The organism is Marinomonas sp. S3726 (assembly GCF_000967665.1).
Taxonomy (GTDB): domain Bacteria; phylum Pseudomonadota; class Gammaproteobacteria; order Pseudomonadales; family Marinomonadaceae; genus Marinomonas.
Window position 1 is genome coordinate 1 of the sequence record NZ_JXYC01000003.1, and the last position, 21,011, is coordinate 21,011.

The 21,011-nt window shown below is 38.5% G+C and carries 25 protein-coding genes and 1 rRNA gene; 9 read left to right on the plus strand and 17 right to left on the minus strand.

Translation table 11 applies throughout. The features are described from left to right. Positions 1-164: 164 nt before the first annotated feature. Both rrf and TW85_RS00250 read left to right on the plus strand, forming a co-directional pair. A 5S ribosomal RNA gene (gene rrf, locus TW85_RS00245) occupies positions 165-279 on the plus strand. 374 nt (positions 280-653) lie between these two features. Continuing rightward, positions 654-1,229, plus strand: a complete 576-nt coding sequence (locus TW85_RS00250) for an outer membrane beta-barrel protein (RefSeq protein ID WP_046015077.1) — start codon at positions 654-656, stop codon at positions 1,227-1,229. Between the two features lie 60 nt (positions 1,230-1,289). On the opposite strand, the gene TW85_RS00255 is transcribed toward TW85_RS00250, so the two are convergent. The 12 genes from TW85_RS00255 to TW85_RS00310 form a co-directional block, all read right to left on the minus strand. Further along, entirely contained in the window at positions 1,290-2,618 is a 1,329-nt protein-coding gene (locus TW85_RS00255) for a pyridoxal phosphate-dependent aminotransferase (protein ID WP_046015078.1), read from the minus strand. A gap of 208 nt (positions 2,619-2,826) precedes the next feature. Beyond that, positions 2,827-3,360 (minus strand): DUF3833 domain-containing protein, encoded by a 534-nt coding sequence (locus tag TW85_RS00260; RefSeq protein WP_046015079.1) that lies wholly within the window; start codon positions 3,358-3,360, stop codon positions 2,827-2,829. Between the two features lie 42 nt (positions 3,361-3,402). After that, positions 3,403-3,897 carry a chalcone isomerase family protein gene (locus TW85_RS00265; protein WP_046015080.1) on the minus strand — a complete coding sequence of 165 codons (495 nt, stop codon included), beginning with the start codon at positions 3,895-3,897 and terminating at the stop codon, positions 3,403-3,405. A gap of 3 nt (positions 3,898-3,900) precedes the next feature. After that, positions 3,901-4,410: a DUF2878 domain-containing protein gene (locus tag TW85_RS00270; protein WP_046015081.1), complete on the minus strand. Its 510-nt coding sequence runs from the start codon at positions 4,408-4,410 to the stop codon at positions 3,901-3,903. Then, on the minus strand, positions 4,388-5,674 hold the full coding sequence (locus tag TW85_RS00275; protein ID WP_046015082.1) for a cyclopropane-fatty-acyl-phospholipid synthase family protein: 1,287 nt from the start codon (positions 5,672-5,674) through the stop codon (positions 4,388-4,390). The genes TW85_RS00270 and TW85_RS00275 overlap by 23 nt, the downstream gene beginning before the upstream one ends. A 27-nt stretch (positions 5,675-5,701) precedes the next feature. Further along, positions 5,702-6,472, minus strand: coding sequence for a DUF1365 domain-containing protein (locus TW85_RS00280; RefSeq protein ID WP_202904815.1), 771 nt, complete (start codon positions 6,470-6,472; stop codon positions 5,702-5,704). Then, on the minus strand, positions 6,469-7,722 hold the full coding sequence (locus TW85_RS00285; RefSeq protein WP_046015083.1) for an FAD-dependent oxidoreductase: 1,254 nt from the start codon (positions 7,720-7,722) through the stop codon (positions 6,469-6,471). Before TW85_RS00285 ends, TW85_RS00280 begins: the two co-directional genes overlap by 4 nt. Positions 7,723-7,724: 2 nt before the next feature. Beyond that, positions 7,725-8,432: an SDR family NAD(P)-dependent oxidoreductase gene (locus tag TW85_RS00290; RefSeq protein WP_046015084.1), complete on the minus strand. Its 708-nt coding sequence runs from the start codon at positions 8,430-8,432 to the stop codon at positions 7,725-7,727. Then, positions 8,429-8,863: a nuclear transport factor 2 family protein gene (locus TW85_RS00295; protein WP_046015085.1), complete on the minus strand. Its 435-nt coding sequence runs from the start codon at positions 8,861-8,863 to the stop codon at positions 8,429-8,431. Before TW85_RS00295 ends, TW85_RS00290 begins: the two co-directional genes overlap by 4 nt. A 515-nt stretch (positions 8,864-9,378) precedes the next feature. Next, complete coding sequence (locus tag TW85_RS00300) at positions 9,379-10,110, minus strand: ChrR family anti-sigma-E factor (protein WP_046015086.1); 732 nt, start codon at positions 10,108-10,110, stop codon at positions 9,379-9,381. After that, positions 10,103-10,726, minus strand: coding sequence for a sigma-70 family RNA polymerase sigma factor (locus TW85_RS00305; protein ID WP_046015087.1), 624 nt, complete (start codon positions 10,724-10,726; stop codon positions 10,103-10,105). Before TW85_RS00305 ends, TW85_RS00300 begins: the two co-directional genes overlap by 8 nt. A 65-nt stretch (positions 10,727-10,791) precedes the next feature. Next, positions 10,792-11,427 carry an LON peptidase substrate-binding domain-containing protein gene (locus TW85_RS00310; RefSeq protein ID WP_046015088.1) on the minus strand — a complete coding sequence of 212 codons (636 nt, stop codon included), beginning with the start codon at positions 11,425-11,427 and terminating at the stop codon, positions 10,792-10,794. Between the two features lie 195 nt (positions 11,428-11,622). On the opposite strand from TW85_RS00310, the gene TW85_RS00315 reads away from it, so the two are divergent. The 5 genes from TW85_RS00315 (at position 11,623) to TW85_RS00335 (ending at position 14,416) form a co-directional block, all read left to right on the plus strand. Next, positions 11,623-12,135, plus strand: a complete 513-nt coding sequence (locus TW85_RS00315) for a GNAT family N-acetyltransferase (protein ID WP_046015089.1) — start codon at positions 11,623-11,625, stop codon at positions 12,133-12,135. Positions 12,136-12,200: 65 nt separating this feature from the next. After that, a complete protein-coding gene (locus TW85_RS00320) occupies positions 12,201-13,121 on the plus strand; it encodes an alpha/beta hydrolase (protein WP_046015090.1) in 921 nt (306 codons plus the stop codon). 34 nt (positions 13,122-13,155) lie between these two features. Continuing rightward, positions 13,156-13,533, plus strand: a complete 378-nt coding sequence (locus tag TW85_RS00325; protein ID WP_046015091.1) for a MazG nucleotide pyrophosphohydrolase domain-containing protein — start codon at positions 13,156-13,158, stop codon at positions 13,531-13,533. 59 nt (positions 13,534-13,592) lie between these two features. Then, positions 13,593-13,910 (plus strand): antibiotic biosynthesis monooxygenase, encoded by a 318-nt coding sequence (locus tag TW85_RS00330; protein WP_046015092.1) that lies wholly within the window; start codon positions 13,593-13,595, stop codon positions 13,908-13,910. Then, on the plus strand, positions 13,907-14,416 hold the full coding sequence (locus tag TW85_RS00335) for a GNAT family N-acetyltransferase (protein ID WP_046015093.1): 510 nt from the start codon (positions 13,907-13,909) through the stop codon (positions 14,414-14,416). Before TW85_RS00330 ends, TW85_RS00335 begins: the two co-directional genes overlap by 4 nt. Before the next feature lie 67 nt (positions 14,417-14,483). On the opposite strand, the gene TW85_RS00340 is transcribed toward TW85_RS00335, so the two are convergent. The 5 genes from TW85_RS00340 to TW85_RS00360 form a co-directional block, all read right to left on the minus strand. Continuing rightward, the gene (locus TW85_RS00340) at positions 14,484-15,524 is read right to left on the minus strand and encodes a Gfo/Idh/MocA family oxidoreductase (RefSeq protein ID WP_046015094.1); all 1,041 of its coding nucleotides are present in this window, start codon (positions 15,522-15,524) and stop codon (positions 14,484-14,486) included. 70 nt (positions 15,525-15,594) lie between these two features. Continuing rightward, positions 15,595-16,269, minus strand: coding sequence for a YceH family protein (locus TW85_RS00345; protein WP_046015095.1), 675 nt, complete (start codon positions 16,267-16,269; stop codon positions 15,595-15,597). A 9-nt stretch (positions 16,270-16,278) separates the two neighbouring features. Continuing rightward, positions 16,279-17,109, minus strand: coding sequence for a sterol desaturase family protein (locus tag TW85_RS00350; RefSeq protein WP_052701742.1), 831 nt, complete (start codon positions 17,107-17,109; stop codon positions 16,279-16,281). 76 nt (positions 17,110-17,185) lie between these two features. Continuing rightward, positions 17,186-17,578: a DUF1801 domain-containing protein gene (locus TW85_RS00355; protein ID WP_046015096.1), complete on the minus strand. Its 393-nt coding sequence runs from the start codon at positions 17,576-17,578 to the stop codon at positions 17,186-17,188. A gap of 114 nt (positions 17,579-17,692) precedes the next feature. Continuing rightward, entirely contained in the window at positions 17,693-18,841 is a 1,149-nt protein-coding gene (locus TW85_RS00360) for a PatB family C-S lyase (RefSeq protein WP_046015097.1), read from the minus strand. Between the two features lie 495 nt (positions 18,842-19,336). Here TW85_RS00360 and betI point away from each other — a divergent pair, with 495 nt between their 5' ends. Next, a complete protein-coding gene (gene betI, locus TW85_RS00365; protein ID WP_046015098.1) occupies positions 19,337-19,912 on the plus strand; it encodes a transcriptional regulator BetI in 576 nt (191 codons plus the stop codon). Positions 19,913-20,052: 140 nt separating this feature from the next. Further along, the gene (locus TW85_RS00370; protein ID WP_046015099.1) at positions 20,053-20,988 is read left to right on the plus strand and encodes a choline ABC transporter substrate-binding protein; all 936 of its coding nucleotides are present in this window, start codon (positions 20,053-20,055) and stop codon (positions 20,986-20,988) included. The last annotated feature ends 23 nt before the right edge of the window (positions 20,989-21,011 follow it).

Here is a 21,011-nt window from a genome sequence, read left to right on the forward strand (position 1 = left end):
GCCTCAAAACAGTTTTCTTGAAAAGAAAAGAGAGATTGAATCACCTGATTCCATCTCACTTCTCTAAAAAAGAGCAAGAAGTGAAAAGTGTCATCGCCGATTACTTTTACTTCATAAATGAATTCATAGTGTTAGATCATCATCTAATCCTATAAACAGAATTTCTTGATAATCATAGAGTCGTTGAACCACCTGATCCCATCCCGAACTCAGAAGTGAAAAGTGACATCGCCGATGGTAGTGTGGGAGGTCCCATGTGAGAGTAGGTCGTTATCAAGATTGAATTATAAAAAACCAGTCCAAGTGACTGGTTTTTTTTTGTCTGAAATTTATCGAAAGACACATCATAAGCAACCTATCTCTCGTTCCCATGGTCCTTCGTGGGAATGCATACTCGTCAGCTCTGCTGGCGTTAGAGCTAAGGTGCCCCTCTAAACGACATTTTAATACTAGAGTAGATCTCGTGGTTAACGTTTCTTGATAACCACTGGGTTGTTAATGATTCCATCCCGCTTCCTATTTTGAAACGTAAATGGAGGATTTATCGCTTTGAATTTGTTTGCATAAATGAAACTTTGTTTTTCATTTATGCTAGTTTTTCTATCTGAGTGACTTGGTTAGTATCTTCAGTTTATTCGTAAATGAGTTAGAAGATGAAAAAGAAATTAGTAAGTGTAATTTTATTAGCCAATGCCTATGTTTTTCCTACTTATGCGTCAGAAAATTTTAGTATAGAAGCTCTTCTTGGTAGTGCTAACCAAGCTACAAATGTAGTAGGTGAAGATACTAAGGAAGGAGATAGTACCTCAAAAGGCATTAGATTCTCTTATTTTATGAATGATAACTTTTTATTAGATGTATCTTATGTTGATTACGGAAGTGCCAGTTATAAAACATCAGCGGTGTCGATTAGAACACAATCTTCTGTTAAAAGTTTTGGTATACAAGGTTTTCTTCCTATCAATGAAAAGTTAAAGCTATCAGCAAGAGATGGTATTTCTTTTTGGAAGTTAGACACAGTAGAAGCTTTTACTTCTTCAACTAATATCTGGACTTTTGATGATGATGGTATGGACCCTTATTATGGTTTAGGTCTTGAATATACTCTAGATGATAAGGTTAGCTTAGGGCTGGATCTTTCTTATATCAAAATGGGGATTGAACCTTCCAATTTAACTGCTGATCACGAGGTAATTAATACCTCTCTTTCACTTGGATACCGCTTCTAATCTTGAGAGATACAGATTAAGAGACTCATCTTAATCTGTATCTTTGAGCAGCTTGATGAGCTATTTAAACCTAGTATGGAAAGCTTTTAGGCGTGCCTCAAGGTCTTCTAGCTGTTCATCCTGTACTTGTGAGACACAAGCTCTTGCACCCTTTATCTGTTCTGAACCTGTATTATTCAAAGAGATAGCACTGATACCATGATAAAGCAGGTTAGTTAGTAGGGCGTCACCATCTAGATTTGGATGAAAGAAGGTAAAATAGAAACCATCACTGAGTGGTGTCCCATTGTCTTCAGCGTAGACAATTTCAAAACCATATTTAATGAATAAGGCTTTCATTTTCGCTGCTCTATCTTGATATACCTTAGTTAGGTTTAAAAAAGGTAGCTGGCCATCGTTTGATGCTTTTAACATAGCACTTAAGCCATATTGTGTTGAGTGCGTTACACCTGCAGATAAGCCCGCTAAGGCTCCAAAAATTATGGCTTTACCAAATTGATCATGGGTGAAGTTTGTATTGAGTGCTGGATACTGGCGTTCAAACAGCGCATCAGAAATAACAAGGTTAGCGATTCTTTGTCCGGCATAGCTAAATACCTTTGAACTTGAAATCAGTAAGATGTATTCATCCGTATAATGAGCAATACTTGGCTGATAAGGCCCCTCACCTGGAATGCTATAATCTTCTCTGTAGTCCATACCAAAATAAGCAAGATCTTCTATCACAATCACATCATACTTTTTAGCTAAAGTTGCTATCGTCTTTAACTCTTCTTCGTTAAAGCAAATCCAAGCAGGGTTATTAGGATTAGAGTAAAGAAGTGTTGTGTATTGGCCACTGGCTAAGTGCCTTTCTAGTTCTGTTCCAAGTGCATCTCCTCTGTGGTTGTAAACATCGAAGCTCCCCCATGTTTGTCCTATCATTTCTAGTTGACGCTTTTGATTAGGAAATCCTGGATCAATAAAGAGGGTCGCACCTTTTTCTTTAGTTCGATTACCTACTAGGAAAGAGGCTAGTGCGCCTTGTGCCGCACCAACAGTGGGAAAACAACCAATAGGGCTTACTTTGATATTCATAAACAACTCACAGAAGCGACTGATCTCCTGCTTAAGTTGAGGTATGCCTTCAAGCATGGGGTATTTTGAGGCCACACCAGACTCCAGTGCTTTAATCTCTCCTTCAATCCCTATGCTAGGTGCAGGTAATCCTGGTACTCCCATTTCCATACGAATGTACTTTTCACCTGTATCTGACTCAATTGTATTAACTAATGCAACGAGTTCTCGAATAGATGCTTTAGCAAGAGAGGGAATTTTGGCTTTATCTAATGCATTACTGACTTTTTGAAAATCTATTGGGGTATTATCTGTTGTTACTTTGTTCATCATATTTCTACTCTGCTAAAACTGTCTTATTTAATAAGGTTAGAAATATGTTACCTCATACAAAAAAGTGGTTTGAGACATTTAGCGCGAGGATTTTTTGCTTAGTCATTTCAAAAAATAATGCGAGATAATAAAGGCCTAACTCAGAAGGCGGGCTTTTATCTTTGTGCTAGATTAGGTGAGTAAGCTTCAGAGTCATTCACTTTCACAATTAAAGCTTTTCAATGTAGATAATGATTTCTCCCACCTTGAAACCAAATTTAGTCATGTCTGTCTTATTAAAGAGTCGATCTTGATCCAGTAAAAACATCCAATCATCAAGTGTGACAGTATAGTTTTCGCCTTCTACCTCAATCTCAAGATCATACTGCCAATATAATGCAGAGCCTTGAGTTCGGCCTTTTGCTATACCAATAACATCTGCAGCTTGTCCTATGTAGTTATTGTTTCCTACTTTTTCTAGTTGCCATATTCTGATGGACTTCTCTCCATCATCGAATTCAAACCATTCTTTAATTTCTCCTTTATTGCCTTGCCAATCAGCCATCATTTTTACGTTGAAACGCCTTAGCAAGTTGCCTGAGCGATCTAATACCATGCCATAGGCAACAAGCTCACCTTGAAAAAACGTTTCTAGTTTGAGTTCAGGTGTACTTCCTAAATGCTTATCTAAACTAGGTGAACTACAAGCCATGATGGATAGGCTGATAAAAATAAGCGTGATTATTTTGATTAATTTCGTCATGGGTTAGTTATTCGCCTTTTTAAGCATTTATCGAATGAGAAGTCATTGTGAGAGCCCTAATAGCTGTTTTCTTAATTTGGGTTCTGAGGTGTTTTCTGATAACCAAATAGCCAAAAAGGCAGGACCAAATGTTGGGTCTTGAATCACTCCAAGTGGCTCAAGGTTAAAATAAAACTGACTTTGTCCTTGTGAATCTAACTTAAGCAGTAAACTGTCTTTTTTCTGTACGTCTGGAAAAAAACTTGTTAAATGCTTTAGCCATTTGTCTATCTCTTCATTGGTGTAGTTAAGCTCCTGCCATTGATCCTTGGTGGCATCGACTAACGCCTTACTTGAAATTGTCTTTTGATAGATAATTTTCAGGGCGAGCTCATCTTGATTGTTTAAGTCCACTTGCTGGTTCGTGCCATAGAGCTCTGCTTGATACAAGGTCCAAAATAAGTAACTCATCTCTCCTTCACCTAATTTTGTTAGGTGCTCTATGGGGGTGGCATATGCCTGTGAACTGACGAAAAAAATCATTAACCAGTATTTCATATATCACCTAACTTGATAGAAATCAGAGGGGACAAGCTGTCTATATACTTTAACTAGCAGAGGAAAGACGATGGCCCAACTTAAAGCTAAATAGATTAAACTTGCGCTGGTTGATAAATCGCTATTGCTTAATGCTCCAGCCTTTATGCCTCCCCAATAACTTAAAGTGCCTCCAACTGCACCAACTAAGGCTAGAAGCCAATAAGCTTGCTTGGTAAACCAATTGAAACTGTGGTTAAAACTGATACTGAACATGGCCCATAGCATGATTAACCAAATAGGAAAAAAGCGAGTATCGGCTTTAAAGGTGCCAAGATAAAAGTGCAAGCTATCAATACAAATCCCAACGCCAATGAGAGCAAGCAGTTTAAAATCGTCTTTTGGGCTCGGTGATAAGTAAAAATTAAAACAAATAAAAGCGAAGATAATAGGGGCAGCATATTGAGTAAAAAAAGCTGCCACTAGCCAACTTGCTTGAAAGAGCCCTAAATTAATAAGCCAAAACCATTTCATCTTCTGCACCTTGATATCTTGGCTTTCTTGCAACTATATGATGCGTGCTGATAACACGTTCTAAAAAAGCGCCTTCACAATAGCTAAAGTAAAATAACCAAAGGCGTTTGAACTCTTCGTTATAACCTAACTGTTTAAGTTGCTCCCATTCCTTCTCGAAAGCCTGTTTCCAGTCGTCCAAGGTGCGAGCATAGTGCAAGCCAATATCATTAATTTGATGTATCACCATATCGGTACTTTTTTCAAAATGACGGGACATTTCTGCAATGGAAGGTAAGCAACCACCAGGGAAAATATACTTTTGAATAAAGTCCACACCCTTGCGGTATTGTTCATATCGAGTATCGGCAATGGTGATGGACTGAATGAGCATCTTGCCGCTTGGCTTAAGTAGGTTTGAGCAGGTAGAAAAGAAAGTAGGAAGAAACTCATGCCCTACGGCTTCAATCATCTCGATAGATACTAACTTGTCATACTGGCCCGAAAGCTTTCTGTAATCTTGTTTGAGAAGGGTGATTTTATCTTCTAGGCCAAGTTCATTAACTTGTTTTTGCGCATAGTCAAACTGAGCATCTGAAATAGTCGTGGTTGTGACCTTACAGCCATAATTTTGAGCCATATAAATCGCTAAACCGCCCCAGCCAGTGCCAACTTCTATAACATGGTCCTTCGCAGTCAAACTAAGCCGCTCGCAAATGGTTTTCATTTTGTTTATTTGGGCTTGGCTTAGGTTTTGTGCTTTATCATTGTAGATGGCAGAGGAGTACTGCATAGAAGTATCTAGAAAGCCTTGGTATAAATCATTACCAATATCATAGTGGGCAAGAATATTACGTTTAGAGCCTTGCTCTGAGTTGATGTTTTTACGTCTTAAAAAGAGGTTTTTTAACTTAGATAACCATCTCATATTTCTTTCGATCTTATCTAGCTCTATAGAGTTTCTTGCCATGACTTGTATGACTTTAGTCAGATCTGGGCTGGTCCATTTAGAGTCAAGAAAAGCCTCTGCTGCACCTATGCTGCCATTTGCTAAAACATCTATATAAAAACTTAAATCATGAATGACTATTTGCCCTTTGAGATCCGTATTTTCATCACCAAAAAAATAACTCTCATGCGCTTCAATCAACTCAAGCTGAGCATCTTTAAGTTGGCTGAGTAGAGCAAAAATAATGCGACGACTTTGAGAAACTTTACCGCCAACGTCAGTCGAATTGATGTGATTTTGCTTAAACTGCTGTCTTTGTTTCACAATATTTTCCATGGAAAACCTCTCATCATAATCAATAAATTAGGTGTTAGAGCTGGAGTCTGGGTGAGAGACAAAAGGCACACGTTTAACTAAGAGTTTTAGGGCCTGCCAATAAATGCTGAGCAGAATTTTGAGTGTCATAGAAGGTAATGACACTAAGGTTGCTCTTAGTTGTTTTGCATCCAACGTTTGTTTTTTTAAGGTAAGAGTCGCATCAAAAACCTTGCTAGTTTGATGGTTCTCTATATGTACTATGGCTTTGTGTTCAGGTGGGGTAATTTGCCAATGGTAATCCATATCCATTTCCATAAAGGGAGACACATGAAAGTCTTTTTTAACTTTTACTTCTTGTCCTATGGGGATGAGGTAATAGTGTCTTTCTCGCCATGGGGTATTGCTAACCTCGGCTAACATGTATTGGCATTCACCGTCTTCGTTGTAGCAAAAGTAGAAGTTAATTGGGCTGAAATAGAGCCCAAGACAGCGACATTGGGCTAGCATCATGACACGGTTAGTGTGCTTCCAATGACCACCAAGTTTGATGATTTTACTTTGAACTCTTTGCTTTAAATCTCCGCTTTCAGACTTGATATAATCAGCTTGTTGAAAGCGAATCGGATTAAACCAACGGCTGCCAAAGAGTTTGCTTAATTTATTCGTGTGCTCTAGCTCATCTAAATCTAGACCCATCATATAAATACGATAGCTAAACTGGTGAAACACCTTGGCGTAACGTCTGTGCCTAACGCTGCCAGAGTAGATGCCACTCTTGAGTGAAATCGGGGATTGTGGAGCGCTTAAACCTGTCATAACCCTGCTCCAAATCGTTTTGTTACGTCAAGAGCGCTTTTTACACCATCCTCATGAAAGCCGTTGTACCAATAGGCGCCAACAAAGTGAGTGTTGTTTTTACCGCAAATAAGATGCCTTTTGTTTTGTGCACTCACGCTTTGGGTATTTAAAACTGGATGATGATAAGTAAAGGACTGAATAATCTTATCTGGGTCTATTGCCGCATCTTGATTGAGGGTTACACAAAAGGTCGAATCATTTTTGATACCTTGCAAAATGTTCATAATATAAGTCACACAAGCTGGGTGATCCGATGCTTTATCTAATCTGTAATTCCAACTTGCCCAAGCAAGTTTCCGTTTAGGTAGAAGTTTAGTGTCAGTATGTAGTGTGACTTGGTTGGGGCTATAAGGAATGCCCGCCAAAATTGCCTTTTCATCGAGGCTTGCATCACCGAGTAATTGTAAGGCTTGGTTTGAATGGCAGGAAAAAATGACCTCATCAAAGATTTTTTCATCACCATTAGCAAATAATAGATGTACGCCATCAGCTTGACGTGTGACTTGTCTAATGTCCGAGTTTAACTGAATTGCTTGGTTAAGCTTATCTGTGATTTTACTTACATAACTCCGTGACCCACCTTCAACAACATACCATTGGGGACGATCGACGATATTGAGTAACCCATGATGGAAGAAAAACTGAATAAAGAATTTAAGCTCGAACGCCTCCGTCTCTTGTAAGCTTGTGGACCAGATTGCAGCGCCCATGGGTAAAATGTAATGTTCAGCAAAGAAGCTAGAGAAACCTTGTTTAGCTAGGAAATCGCCTAAAGTCTTGGCTTGGCTAAAATTATTTTCATGAAAGGCTTTTTTACAAAGCCTATTGAATTTAACAATTTCAAAAATGAGTTTCCAAAATCTAGGTTTTAATAGGTTTCTTCTTTGAGCGAACAGGGTATTGATAGTGTGTCCATTGTATTCAAAACCTGATTTTGGGTTATGAACGCTAAAGCTCATTTCAGTTTCTTGTTTATTAACTCCCAGTTTGTCGAGCAACCTTATGAAATTGGGATAGGTTCTGTTATTGAACACAATAAAACCTGTATCAATCGCTAGCTTTTCACCCTTATGTTCTATGTCTATTGTTGCCGTGTGACCACCTACATAATGGTTTTTTTCATACACTGTGACATTGTGCTCTGGATCGAGTAAGTGAGCACAAGTTAGTCCTGATATACCTGAACCTATAATGGCAATATTCTTCATTTTTAAACCATCCTTGAGGCGAGCCGTTGCCAAATTGAAAGAGGTAGAAAGCTAAAGCACTTCATTAAAAGTACGAAGACAGTAGGGAAGTTGATTTCTGATTTTTCTTTATCAATTCCTCGTATGATTTTGCTCGCAGCATCTTTACTATTAATAAGCATTGGCATGGGGAAATTGTTTTTTTGAGTCAGAGGAGTATCTACAAAACCTGGGTGTACTGTGGTGACATTAATCTCATGCTCTTTTAAAGATATCGCCAGTGTTTTACTTAAATAGGTTAACCCTGCTTTAGATGTGCCATAGGCTTCTGCTCTTGGTAGAGGTAAAAGTGCGGCACTTGAACTAACGAGGACCAGTCGTCCTTTTTTATTGATATGTTTAAGCCATTTCTCTAAACCATATGCGACAGAAATTAGATTGATTTTAATGACTCGCTCAAACATTTTTGCATCAAAATTTAGGCTGTCGTCTATGTATTCACAATCACCCGCATTAAAAATAAGTATATCTAATGACTCTTTTAAATCTGGGTAATTCTGATACTGAGTTAGGTCAAAACAAAGACTGGTGATATTGACACTTTGCGATACTAATTCTTCTAATCTGGCTTGATTGCGACCGCATGCAATCACTTGGTGCCCTTTTTCTGCATAGGCCATAGCCAATTGGTATCCAATACCTGAAGTGGCGCCTGTTATCATGATTCTCATGCTTGGCTCGCTCTAGACTTAATACTTTTAATAAGTGCCCCTAAAAGCGGAATTTGTTCATAAAGCATGGCACCAAGATCTAGATAGTCACGATGGAAGATAACCTTGTCATCTTGGCTTTTTATGTGGGAATGTCCTTGCACTTTAATTGGCTGCTGTTTATTTAATTTTTTATGACAAAAGGTCATGGTCCAATAAATAGCCGCTTCACTGTCAGCCTCTAATACTTCTTCGACAACAAACTGACAATGGCTCACTTGGGTATAGAGTTCATCAAAATAATTAAGCAAAGTGTCTAGACCTTTTAGCTTGTGCATAGGGTCAACAAATTGAACATCTTGGTGATAGATCTCTTTAAGTAGATGTAAATTATCTACACCTAACTTGCTGTAGGTTGTAATAAAGTTATCTAACCATAAGGTGTTTGCCATGATTTATGCCTTTTAATGTTTACGCTTATAAACTCATTAATTACCAATACGCTAGCGAATGGGTTTTAGATCACAATTGTTTAAAATTAGTTTTTAGTATTGGTGATGAAAAAGCCTGATTAATATCGAAGAAAGCTGATACTCAGGCATAAAAAAAGAGAAGCTTTTATTCTTCTCTTTTGTTTATTTTGCTTTTAATACCTTGTTTTAATTAAGGTTAGTTAATTTTATTAGAAATGCATGAAAAGCTAGGGAATCTGCGATTAAATCACCTTTTCTCAGTCTTTTCAGAAAAAGCGTTAAGCAAGGCATCACTTTGATGTAATCTAGGTACCTTTTGAGAAGGGACAACACAGAGTAGCGCTTTTTCTGAAAGACCCTAAGGGCCTGGTCTAAAAGCCCTATCTTTAAGTTGAGGGTCTTATCAATAGAATAACTATTAAGTTACGCCCCTCGCCAAAAATCTAGAGACTTTTATCCACACGCTGAGGCGGGAGGACTTATTCGCAGGCTCCCTAGTAAATGAGTTTTCCTAGGGGGTTAAGCAATTTAGAAAAGCCCTGAGTAAAGTGAAGAGCATCACTGACTAGGGTTAAACATATGCAGCCATCTTGCGTAATAGGTGAATGGGTATGTGCTTTATCTAACCAGATGAAATCTCCCTTTTGATATGTGCCCATATCGTCTTCAAAACTACCTTCTAATAAGAGAGTGATTTCTATACCAGTATGAGTATGCTGGGGAATTTGCCCGCCTTTATCTATTTTGAGAAGACTTAAACGCCTTTCATCATCATTGAATTGAAAGCGAGTTCGTGAAACTTTACCAACCCCCTGCCACGGTGCTGCATCTAAAGAACTTAGCGCTCTGGGAAGAGGTAAATGACCGTCTTTGTGGCTAATGATCTTTTGATTTTGTTCGGAATGAGCGGGCTCTATATCTTCATACATTTCTTGGTTCGGGACGCTTTCTTCAATCATGCTCTCATCGAGAGGTAGCGACATTATTTCATCAATCATATTTTTAGATAAGCTAGAGTCGAATGCTTGATGAGTGCATGGATCAAAACTGTCCATTATGTCTTGCTCAAAGGCTTTTTCAGCGGCTATTTCTGTTAGTTGATTAACCTCTCTTTGGCACTGTTCACACATTTCAATGTGGCTAGACACTATGATGGCAATAGATGGGTCAAGATCCCCTTGGATAAAGGCGCGTAAAACAGCTTGAGTAGGGTGTTGTTTAATCATGGTCTCTATCTCCCATTTGCTGTTTTAATTTTGAAAGTGCAAGTCGCAGGCGTGATTTTACCGTGCCTAAAGGAATACCCAATTGTTTGGCTATTTGTTCTTGGGTGAGTTCTTGGTAATAAACCCCTTTAATGATGGACTGTTGAGCAAGAGGCAAAGAGTCGATACATCTCAAAACTTTTTCATTAAGCAGATGATCTTTAAATTCAGAGTCATCGGATAGCTCTTCTGTTAAGTCAGATGGCCATATATCATCTGAAAGGGAAATATTATCCTTGTGTTTCATTTTTCTGAGAGTGTCAAAGCAAGTGTTACGCATTAGGGTATAAACCCATGTAGTGGCTGCGCCCTTACTAGCTTCAAAAAGGTGGGCTTTCTTCCAAACTAATGACATGGTGTCTTGAACGAGTTCATTCGCCATTGCTTCATTATTTAGTTTACTGATGCCAAATCGCTTTATTTTTGGCGCAAAGAAATTAAATAGCTCAGTGAAGGCTTTTTTATCCCTTTGCTTTGCAACTGAGTTTAGCCAGCAACAAAGTTCTGTTGATAATTGGGGTGGGGTAGCGATGCTATCGTCCTTATATTTCCCAAAAGTCTTTATGCTAGTGTGCATATTAAATCAGCCATAGTGATCATTTATAGTCTAATACGTAATCAATGAAAATAAGGTTCACTTTCTTATGAATTATTTCCTTGAATATAGGTTGTCAAAAAAGTAGTCAATGATGACAAACTGTCTGGTTGTATAAAATGTGCCTTGACCTTATGTGGTACAGGTAAAACTTCAAGCAGTCTTGCATTAACCCAGTGAGCACTTTCAAAGTGTGGAATTGGGTAAAGTAGGTTTAAATCCTGATATTGATAAAACAGCTCTTTCAGTGTGGCGACTAATATTGGCTTCGGCGGCACAGGTTCTGAAATTGAGCTTGTAGGCCAATGTGGTCTTGGTAAGCAATCGCCTAAAAGTAGTCCATCATCTTGATAGTGAAAGCTTTGTAAGCTCACTAAAAACTCTCCTTCAACATCAATCAAGAGAACGCCATCATCTCCTTGATCAAAGTCCACTACTTTTACCAAGGTCCCCCAATGAGAAACTGGGGTATTTGATTCTTGTACTTCTGTGTCATTTTTTACAGGGTTAGGAAACGCAATCACAAAGCCACGACTTTCTAATGACGCCATTACCATAGTGAGGTACTTAGCCTCGAAGATTCTTAACTTTTGTCTTCCTTTTGGTAATAGGAAGACATGCAAAGGAAAAATCGGCATATCTGTAATTGGTACAGAAGAGTTGGTTAACTGTGGTGTTAGCATAAGTAATTTGACACTTTAATAGGTTTTAATCTTTATACGAGTGTCGAGCGCAAAGGGATCACTTTTACACAGCCTGAATTTAAAGAAGCCTAGCCTAATGAATGTGACACCTTGCTAATGATTGAGGTGAAGAGAAAAGCCTGTAGAATTCTTAGTTAAGGATATGAGAACTAACTTTAAGCATAAGGAAATCACTTGGATATCAAAATACGACATTTAGAAAAAGTCGATGCACCCGCATTAAGAGACATCTATCGCCATACCAGCGTGACGGAAAATACCTCCCAACTACCTTATTTGAATTCTGAAACAATTGATGGTTTATTTGAGCGCCCGAATTGCTACAACCTAGTTGCAGAACTGGGCTCTGATGAAGTTGCAGCAAAAATACTAGGCCATGTGTCAATTATGACGTCACATAAAATGCGCATGAAGCATTCTGGTGTTTTGATGATAGCGGTGCACCCTGATGCTCATGGTAAAGGGATTGGTAAAGCCATGTTGGTTGAGATACTCAACCAAGCGGATAACTGGCTTAACCTAGTGCGAATTGAGTTAGAAGTACATGCAGATAATGCTGTAGCCATTGCGCTTTATCAAAAGCTTGGTTTTGAAATAGAAGGTGAAAAGCGTTTTAGTATTTTTAAAGATGGTAGGTTATCCAGCCTCTTGATAATGGCAAGAATTCGCCCTGATTTTAAACCCTAGCCAATGAGCAAGCTTATTGAATAAAAAGTGAAAAGGTTAAACTTGTAAGAATTAAAGGAAGGTATGTGTTAGATAAGTTAGAAGAGGGTATACGCCCTTTGGTTGAAGATTTTATTAGTGCTGGTAAGCCTTGCTCCAGTGAGCTTAGTATTAAAGACAGGCGAGCTGGGTATATAGCGAGCACTTCTCTTGCTGGTACCGCGCCACAGCTATTTGCTGAATATGAAATAAGGCTAAATGGGATTAATATGAAGATCTATCAGCCACTAGATGGGACGGATCTACCGCTGTGCATCTATTTTCATGGCGGCTGTTTTGTTAGCGGTGGTTTTTTAACGCACGACCCGCAATTAAGGGAGTTAGCGCATCAGTCTGGCTGTATTTTTGTTTGCATTGAGTATCGCTTAGCTCCGGAACATATCTATCCAGTAGCCCATGATGATGCTTATTTCGGTTCTCTAGCGATTAAAGAGCATGCTCGAAGAATTGGTGGAAGCGCAAATGAAATTAGTTTTATGGGTGATAGTGCTGGTGGTCATCTTGCTCTTATTACAGCGCTTCGTTTGAAAAATAAGGCCGATTGGTTACCGAATAAATTAGCGTTAATTTATCCTATGCTAGACCCAAAAGGATTATCTCCTAGCTATGCTGCAAATGGCTCTGATTACATAATTACGAGCAAAATGCTGCTTTCTGGTTTTGAGCTTTATTTGGGGGATGCTGATTATGATGAACAAGACTCTGAATTAAATGTTTTAATGAGTGCTAAGTTTGAAGGCTTACCTCCTACTTATATAGTAACTGCAGAATATGATCCTTTATTGGATGAAGGTTTGCTTTTATCTGAACGTTTAAAAGTCTCGGGTGTGGAAGTGAAAAGTGAAACCTATCCTGGTGTTATTCATGGTTTCTTCCAACTCTCTGGGGTGAGTAAGTCTGCTGTTAACTGTATTCACTCTTTGTCTGAATGGATAAGCGAATACTAGGCCGTATTTCGCCTTATGACTTAATGAGGACATAATGCAAGATTTTGAAAAACTAATAAAAATAGTAAAACGAAAGAGTGCTTTAGATCAGGGAAATACTTGGTCAAATGGCTCTTCGACCTATTTAGAAGAAATTAAAAAAGAAGTTGATGAAGTTATTGAAGAAATGCCTAAGCAGCGAGACTGTTATTTGGAAGATGAATTAGCAGATGTGCTATGGGATTATCTGAATGTTTTACAGGCGATCGAACAAGAAAGAGGTATTAGCATTGATTCAGTATTGGCACGAGCCTGCCATAAATATGAAGAGCGCATTTCTGGCTTAGAATCAGGTAAGACGTGGGCAGAGATTAAGCAGAATCAAAAATTGGTATTAGCTAAAGAGCAAGCTGAGTCACTCATTTTATCATAGTGTGATCTCAAGTTTGTTGGGGAATAAAATTTCTACTTATTGCTCAAGGAGGGACTAAAATGTCAGAAAATCCAGTTTTAGAAGTGGCTATATTAGATGTGAAACCGGATCAAAGTGAAAGTTTTGAATTGGCTTTTGCTAAAGCTCAGACCATTATTATTGGCATGCCTGGTTATCTTTCTCACCAATTACAGCGATGTATTGAAAACCCTAATCGATACCTTTTATTAGTTAATTGGCAGACCCTTGAAGATCACCAAGTAGGTTTTCGTGAGTCTTCCGAGTATCAAGAATGGAGGTCACTATTACATCACTTTTATGACCCTTTTCCTGTGGTTGAACACTATCAAGGTCTTTATGCAGGAGCGGTAGAATGAAGTTAGAGTTGCTAAATGAGAAGCACCTGACAGCCTTGATGGATTTTGAGCTTGAGAATCGTCTTTATTTTGAAAGTTTGATTGCCTCGCGAGGCAATGATTTTTATCGACGGCCTGTGGTGCTTGCTCATATTAGAGACCTAGTATCTGACTATGATGCAGGAGAAAAACTATCTTGTTTAGTAATTCAAGATGATGAGGTGATTGCTAGGGCGAATATCAAAGATATTGATGATGAGGTTTCGACAGCAGAAGTTGGCTATCGTGTGGCCGAGTCTGCAATAGGTAAAGGTGTTGCCAGTTTTGCGCTAGCCAGTTTGATTGAACTTGCTAAGACTCAGTTAGGGCTTAAAAGCTTAACTGCTTGGGTAATGAGTAATAATCCAGCTTCAGCTAGAGTGCTGGAAAAGCAAGGGTTTGTTGAGCAAGAAAGCATACAGAATCATTATTGTTTTAACAGGCGTTATCTTGCTTGTACCCAATATCGACTCAACTTAGATCGTTAATTTATTGTAAATAAAAAAGCCCAGGAAAACTGGGCTTAAATCGCATCTAGATTAAAAGTTTGCACTATTAATGTTTATGGTGGTGGTGTTCGTGATGATGTTCCTCAATATTTTCATCATGGATTTCAGGGTCTTGCTCGTACCTTACTCCCATATCTTGTCGTATTTCATCCAAGGTTTGAACCAAGTCTAGACTATGCTGCCAAGTGAAATTAGGGCTTTGAATGAGCTCTTCTTCTAAACAGCGATTTACTTCATCAACTTCAAATTGATAGCCCATGCCTGGGAAATCAAAAGCCACCGCTCTTTCATTATTGTCTTTTGAAATCAAGCGGCAGGACTTGGCTTTATGCCACTCTGTATCGATTTCAATATAGCCTTTACTACCTGATAGAACCGCTCTATTCGGAGAGTGGGAAATAATAGAAGACTCTAGAGAGGCGAGTGCACCATTATCCCAACCTAGTAGCATTTGATTAAGCACATCTACATCGGTTTCATTTAAGATGGCTTGGTTTTGAACAAAATCTGGTTTACCCCAGAATAGTTGAGCTAAAAAGACTGGGTAAATTCCCACATCGAGTAAGGCACCACCACCGAGTTTTAGGTTATTAACCCTATGTTCTGGGTCTGTTGGAGCAACAAAGCATAGGCTTGCTTGAATGCTATTTAACTGACCAATCTCTTCATCAGCAACCCAGTCAATTACTTGTTCAATAACAGGGTTAAAGCGAGTCCACATAGCCTCCATTACAAACACTTTGTGCTTCTGGGCTAGGGCATATAGCTCTTGAGCTTGGTACTCATTCATAGCAAAAGGCTTTTCACACAGTACAGCTTTACCGGCAAGAATACAGGCCTTAGTTAGTTCGTAATGATGAACATGGGGCACAGCAATATAGATAACATCGACTTCGTCACTATTAATTAAAGAATAGTAATCTTGCAAGGCTAATTCGATATCAAACTCTGTCGCAAACGCATCAGCAGTATCCTTATTGCGAGAAGCCACTGCTCTTAGTTCTCCTGATTTAGTGAAGGAGAAATCCCTAGCAAAGAGGTGAGCGATTTTACCAGTACCTAAAATGCCCCAACGGAAATTTTTCATAAGTTTCTCCTAATGCGATATCGCAACACACCTTTATAAAGAGTGATGCGATTTGTTACTGCTGTTCGAATTAATTTAAGGCTTGTTCAAGTATCTCGAGTCGACTTTCTAAATCTAGAACCTTGTCTTCAAGGTAGCGAACTTTTTCTTCAAGTCCGGTTTGCTTTTCTGCATCCATTGTTTGTGCTTGTGAACTTGCTTCATTTACATAAGCTGTATTAGTGCTTTGCTTATATTCACTAAAACAATGGATGAAACGTGATTCACGTTTGCCTGGTTCTCTTGCTAACTGTTGAACATAAGTCACACCATTTTTATCTGATAAAGTATGTAAACAACTTTCAACTTCTGCTGAGTTAGAGAATTGGCAAAGACGTCCACTTCGTGATTTTAACTCTCCAGGTGTCTGAGGACCTCGTAATAATAATAAACAAATGATGGCAAACTCTTGTTCGCTAAATTGTCTATCCGAGAACTCAGTATTACAGAACCTGTGTTGAAACTTAGCTGTTCGACTATTGAAGTCTGACGTATCGACAACTAAGGCTTCTTCTATTAAAGCGTCTATAGCTGTTTGAACTTCACCTTGTGAGTAGCTTACAACAGGGCCACGATTAGACTTTTGATTACAAGCATTGGTCAGGGCATTTAAAGATAAAGGATATTGATCAGGAGTAGTAACCTGTTTTTCCATTAGGCTACCAAGAATTCTACTTTGCATATCATCCAGCATAACGATACTCATACTTCATCCTTATGAATTGGTTTCTTGTCTCTCTATTTTATTGTTTTTTAATGAAAAAGGCATTTTTATTAAGAGCAATAAGGTGAGTTTTTCTGGGTTCTTTTCGAAATTTCTAGCGTATTGCGGGTGTCCCGTTTTTAGGTTGAGGTCTGTATTTTCATCACCTGACGTATAGGAATTAAAGAGACGGTCCCAAAAACTTAAGAAGAAACTGTAATTGGAGTTTGCTTCTTTAGCCAATTGAGAGTGATGAATACGGTGCATATCCGGCGTAACAAGAATAAACCTGATGACTTTATCGAGTTTTTTCGGGAGATAGCCATTGGCGTGGTTGAACAAAGCGCTAGAGTTAAGTAAAACGTCAAAAATAATGACGGCTTCGAAAGGGATAGAGAAAACAAAAATAATGGCAGCTTTATAAGCAAGTGATAGTAAAATTTCTGCTGGGTGAAAGCGAACGGCTGTCGTTAAATCTATTTGTGGATCGGTATGATGTACTTGATGAATTCGCCAGAGTAATGGAAATGTATGGCTGGCTCTATGCTGCCAATATATGGCTAGGTCGAGAAGTAATATGGCTAGAATAAGGCTGGCAATAGGCTTGTCAGCAAAAAACTCTAGTCGTAAAAAGGAAGTGTCATTTATGGACAAGGCAAGAGTCGCTAGAAGGATAGGTTGTGCTAACCTTACGACAAAAATATCGATAAAAAAAAGAGACAAATTATGACGCCAGCGACGCCCAATTTGCTCTAGTTTGACTTTAGGTTTGATGCTTTGCCAGGATAAAAAACTTGCAAAGCACAATAGGAAAATCAGTACTCGAAAGTCGTAATCTGTCATGGTGTTTACATCAAACCTTAAGTCGGCTTCTTAAATTAAGAAATTGAAATAATTACTATCTAACTCTTGTAATTATTTAATGTAGATCAATTTTTTTATGCTGGATTTTATGAACTAAATCACTTTTTACTCTACTTAAAAGTTCCGCAATTACATTAAGATTCATCTTATCAAGGTTTTCAAAATGGAAACAGTCGCTACCCATTTGAGCGGGCTGTAACCTTTCTTCAAAGTGACTCAATAATTCTGAATCTGGGATGTATAGGCTTAAATAACCTGATCTTGCTGCTAATCCGAATAGCCCTTCGTGGTCAATTTCAAATAAAGGCATGCCTGATTTTAAACTTAATGTTGCATCAGGAGCGATTAAGCTCATCAATGAGACGATTTCTTCAAAGTCATCCTTTACATGAATGGGCAGTTTTTCGAGATAGTCCTGTAGCATTAAACTGGATGTGAGCGCTTGCATACTAACCTCTCTATCGACATAACATAGCTAAAGGCCTCAAATAATAGGCGCTAAGCCCTTTAAATTAAGGGCATAGCTCAAAATTATGTGATAGAGAGAAGTAATGTTATGAATCTACATTACCTTCAGCAGCCTAGTTAGTGCTTGGTCGAGTTGTTGATAGGAACATCCAAAGTTTAGGCGAATAAAGTTCGGATTGCCAAACTGTTTACCATCAGAAATAGCTACTCCAGCCTTCAAAAAGTATGCCTCAGCATTATCTAAATTAAGGTGTGACACATCTATCCAAGCTAAATAGGTGGCTTCAATTTTACCCATTTTACATTGAGTAGGTGCTAGCCTTTGTTGGATTAAGGCTCTGTTTTTTCTTAGGTATTTTATTAGGTCCTGATGCCAATTTTGGCACTGAGTATAGGCTGCTTTAGTTGCATTAAAAGCTAATAAATTTGGATCTGGCATTATCCCTGAACGGGCGAGATTAAATTTATTTTTTAACGTTAAATTTTGTGTCACGGAATACGCAAGCCCAAGGCCTGCCACATTGTATGTTTTGCTTGGAGCCATAAGTGTAACGGTTCGGCTAGCGGCATCTTGATTGAGGCTAGCAAAAGGAATGTGGGTAATGTCTTCGTCTAAAATCAAATCACAATGAATTTCATCAGATACAACAGTAAGGTCATATTGTTCTGCTAAGGCGTGAATTTGTAGTAATTCATCACGGCTAAATACTGTGCCACCTGGGTTATGTGGGTTACAGAGCAATATAAGTTTGGATTTAGAGTCAGCACAAGCGTCAGCAAACGCCTGCATATCAGGAAGCCAACGATCATTTAGCAGCTGCATGGGAATAGAATGTATTTTTCTATTAGCTAACTCAGCAGCTTTAGTTAAGTGAAAATAAACGGGACCAGGGATAATAACGCCTTCATCTTCTTGAGTGAAAGCACGAACTGCCACATGTAGAGCGCACACTAGACCTGGTAGATAATCAATTTGATTCGCCTTAATATTCCAGTGATAGTTATTTTTTGCATTATCAATAATTGCTTGGTCAAGCTCTGCGTCAGCTCTTGTATAGCCGAAGACGCCATCGCTGACTCGGTCTTGAATGGCTTTGATAATAGGTTCTGGTGAAGCAAAGTCCATATCCGCTACCCACATAGGAATAACATCATTGGGGAATTTATCCCACTTGATACTATGGGTATTGTGTCTATCTTTGGCTTTAATCAGGGTGTTTTCCTGCAAGTGGAAGTCTGACATTGATGGTTTCCTTACAAATTTAGTACGCGGAAAGTTGATGCGTTCAATCGTTAAAAATTAGTTTCCTAGGTGCTTGTTAAAGTTTGATTTGTTAATTTATTTTTGAGAAAACTGAGAATAACTTCTCTCGCCACAATGTGTGGATAATAGATCCTCGTTTTATGGCGAAGAGTGTCATTCAATTTACTGGCTTGTTTGTTTCTGAGCAAGTGTTATAAATTCACTTAACCTTGAAATAAAGGTGATGTCTTGTTCGAAATGAACCACATACTAAAAAAGAAGTTTTGTTGAACATTTAAGCAACTTATCCTAAACCGACATGGACCAATACAAAAAATCCCTTCATAAAAAATGTGTTATCATAAAAATAATTAATAAAAACAAATAGATATTTTATTTATCTATTTTTCATCAAAGAGTCATTAGCTTGACCCTTTTAATCATTACGTCCTAGTATGCGGTTATTGAACGCGCATTTAATAAAAAGGTAATTTGATGCCTAAAGTAGGAATGCCAGAGATTAGAAAGCCTCAATTAATCAAGGCTGCGATAGAAGCGATTGATGAATTAGGCTTTGCCGGAGCGACCGTGAGTGTGATAGGTAAAAAAGCAGGTGTATCTCCTGCTATTATCAATCATTACTTTGGCGGTAAGAATGGCCTCTTAGAAGAAACGATGAAAAGTTTAATTCGTGAGTTTTTTGATATTTTAAATGCTCAATTAGATGCGAAAAAATCTTTTTCATGTAAAGAACAAGTAATAGCAATAGCGAATACTTGTTTTAGCCAATCGCAAACCAGCGCGCAAGCAATGAAGGCTTGGATAGGCTTTTGGGCATCAGCCATGCATACGCAGAACTTAGCCCGATTACAAAAAGTTTATGCACGCCGTCTTAATAGCATCTTGGTTGTCACTTTAAGACAGCATTTTGCAATTGAAGAAGCGCGTCATATTGCTGCTACTTTGGCTGCTTTAATCGATGGCATGTGGTTAAGAAGCTGTTTAGCTGGTGATGAAAAGCACTCTTCGGAAAGTTTGATTGAAGAGTATTTAGAAACTGTTTTTAAATGAAGGATTAGTTAGTAAAAGCGTTAACACGTTAGAAGTACATATAAATACTACTCAATAAATTCGGTTGTATTTTTTAAGCGAGACTTATCTCGATTGAAATACTATCTAAGCCCAATGGGCATAAATAAAGAGGGGAAATTATGTTATCTAAAGTTAGTAAGTCTCTATTTATAACCTCAGCCGTTGCTGTATCAAGTGCAGGTATCGCGGCTGAATGTTCAACAGTTCGTTTCTCAGACGTAGGTTGGACAGATATCACAGCAACCACTGCTGTTGCCTCTGAAGTTCTTCAGGGCCTAGGTTATAAAACCAAAACTCAACTCTTGTCTGTTCCTGTTACTTATACATCTTTAGCCAATGGTGATATTGATGTCTTTCTAGGTAACTGGATGCCAACCATGGAAGCGGATATTGCGCCTTACTTAAAAGCGGGCACAGTTGAAGATTTAAGAGCTAACTTAAAAGGCGCAAAATATACACTTGCAGTAAGTAAAAATGCTTACGATGCTGGCGTTAAAACCTTTGCAGATCTTGCTAAGTTCAAGAAAAAATTCAATGGCCGTATCTATGGTATCGAACCAGGTAATGACGGTAACCGCATAATCCAAGACATGATTAACTCAAATGCGTTCGAATTGAGTGACTTTCAGTTAGTCGAGTCAAGTGAAGCTGGCATGCTTTCTCAAGTTTCGCGTAATACACGTCGTAACAAGTGGATCGCTTTCCTAGGTTGGGCTCCGCACCCAATGAATGCCAACTTCGAAATGGAATATCTAGCGGGTGGTGATGATTACTTTGGCCCTAACTATGGTGGCGCAGATGTACATACCAATGTTCGTAAATCTTATACCACAGAATGTCCAAATGTAGGCAAGTTGCTAACTAACCTTGAGTTCTCTCTAGCAATGGAGAATGAAATCATGGGTGCGATTCTTGATGATGGTAAGAAACCAAGCCTAGCAGCTAAAGAGTGGTTGGCGAAAAACCCAGGTGCTTTAGATGCATGGTTAGATGGAGTTAAAACCCAATCTGGTGGTAACGGCATAAGTGCTGTTAAGAACCATTTAGGTCTTTAATTAAGCATTAGAATAATAATATA

What these genes read in the sequence shown, in the direction of transcription:
- TW85_RS00250 (WP_046015077.1), top strand. Translation starts at nt 654, where the DNA reads ATGAAAAAGAAATTAGTAAGTGTAATTTTATTAGCCAATGCCTATGTT.
- TW85_RS00255 (WP_046015078.1), bottom strand. Translation starts at nt 2,618, where the DNA reads ATGATGAACAAAGTAACAACAGATAATACCCCAATAGATTTTCAAAAA.
- TW85_RS00260 (WP_046015079.1), bottom strand. Translation starts at nt 3,360, where the DNA reads ATGACGAAATTAATCAAAATAATCACGCTTATTTTTATCAGCCTATCC.
- TW85_RS00265 (WP_046015080.1), bottom strand. Translation starts at nt 3,897, where the DNA reads ATGAAATACTGGTTAATGATTTTTTTCGTCAGTTCACAGGCATATGCC.
- TW85_RS00270 (WP_046015081.1), bottom strand. Translation starts at nt 4,410, where the DNA reads ATGAAATGGTTTTGGCTTATTAATTTAGGGCTCTTTCAAGCAAGTTGG.
- TW85_RS00275 (WP_046015082.1), bottom strand. Translation starts at nt 5,674, where the DNA reads ATGGAAAATATTGTGAAACAAAGACAGCAGTTTAAGCAAAATCACATC.
- TW85_RS00280 (WP_202904815.1), bottom strand. Translation starts at nt 6,472, where the DNA reads ATGACAGGTTTAAGCGCTCCACAATCCCCGATTTCACTCAAGAGTGGC.
- TW85_RS00285 (WP_046015083.1), bottom strand. Translation starts at nt 7,722, where the DNA reads ATGAAGAATATTGCCATTATAGGTTCAGGTATATCAGGACTAACTTGT.
- TW85_RS00290 (WP_046015084.1), bottom strand. Translation starts at nt 8,432, where the DNA reads ATGAGAATCATGATAACAGGCGCCACTTCAGGTATTGGATACCAATTG.
- TW85_RS00295 (WP_046015085.1), bottom strand. Translation starts at nt 8,863, where the DNA reads ATGGCAAACACCTTATGGTTAGATAACTTTATTACAACCTACAGCAAG.
- TW85_RS00300 (WP_046015086.1), bottom strand. Translation starts at nt 10,110, where the DNA reads ATGATTAAACAACACCCTACTCAAGCTGTTTTACGCGCCTTTATCCAA.
- TW85_RS00305 (WP_046015087.1), bottom strand. Translation starts at nt 10,726, where the DNA reads ATGCACACTAGCATAAAGACTTTTGGGAAATATAAGGACGATAGCATC.
- TW85_RS00310 (WP_046015088.1), bottom strand. Translation starts at nt 11,427, where the DNA reads ATGCTAACACCACAGTTAACCAACTCTTCTGTACCAATTACAGATATG.
- TW85_RS00325 (WP_046015091.1), top strand. Translation starts at nt 13,156, where the DNA reads ATGCAAGATTTTGAAAAACTAATAAAAATAGTAAAACGAAAGAGTGCT.
- TW85_RS00330 (WP_046015092.1), top strand. Translation starts at nt 13,593, where the DNA reads ATGTCAGAAAATCCAGTTTTAGAAGTGGCTATATTAGATGTGAAACCG.
- TW85_RS00335 (WP_046015093.1), top strand. Translation starts at nt 13,907, where the DNA reads ATGAAGTTAGAGTTGCTAAATGAGAAGCACCTGACAGCCTTGATGGAT.
- TW85_RS00340 (WP_046015094.1), bottom strand. Translation starts at nt 15,524, where the DNA reads ATGAAAAATTTCCGTTGGGGCATTTTAGGTACTGGTAAAATCGCTCAC.
- TW85_RS00345 (WP_046015095.1), bottom strand. Translation starts at nt 16,269, where the DNA reads ATGAGTATCGTTATGCTGGATGATATGCAAAGTAGAATTCTTGGTAGC.
- TW85_RS00350 (WP_052701742.1), bottom strand. Translation starts at nt 17,109, where the DNA reads ATGACAGATTACGACTTTCGAGTACTGATTTTCCTATTGTGCTTTGCA.
- TW85_RS00355 (WP_046015096.1), bottom strand. Translation starts at nt 17,578, where the DNA reads ATGCAAGCGCTCACATCCAGTTTAATGCTACAGGACTATCTCGAAAAA.
- TW85_RS00360 (WP_046015097.1), bottom strand. Translation starts at nt 18,841, where the DNA reads ATGTCAGACTTCCACTTGCAGGAAAACACCCTGATTAAAGCCAAAGAT.
- betI (WP_046015098.1), top strand. Translation starts at nt 19,337, where the DNA reads ATGCCTAAAGTAGGAATGCCAGAGATTAGAAAGCCTCAATTAATCAAG.
- TW85_RS00370 (WP_046015099.1), top strand. Translation starts at nt 20,053, where the DNA reads ATGTTATCTAAAGTTAGTAAGTCTCTATTTATAACCTCAGCCGTTGCT.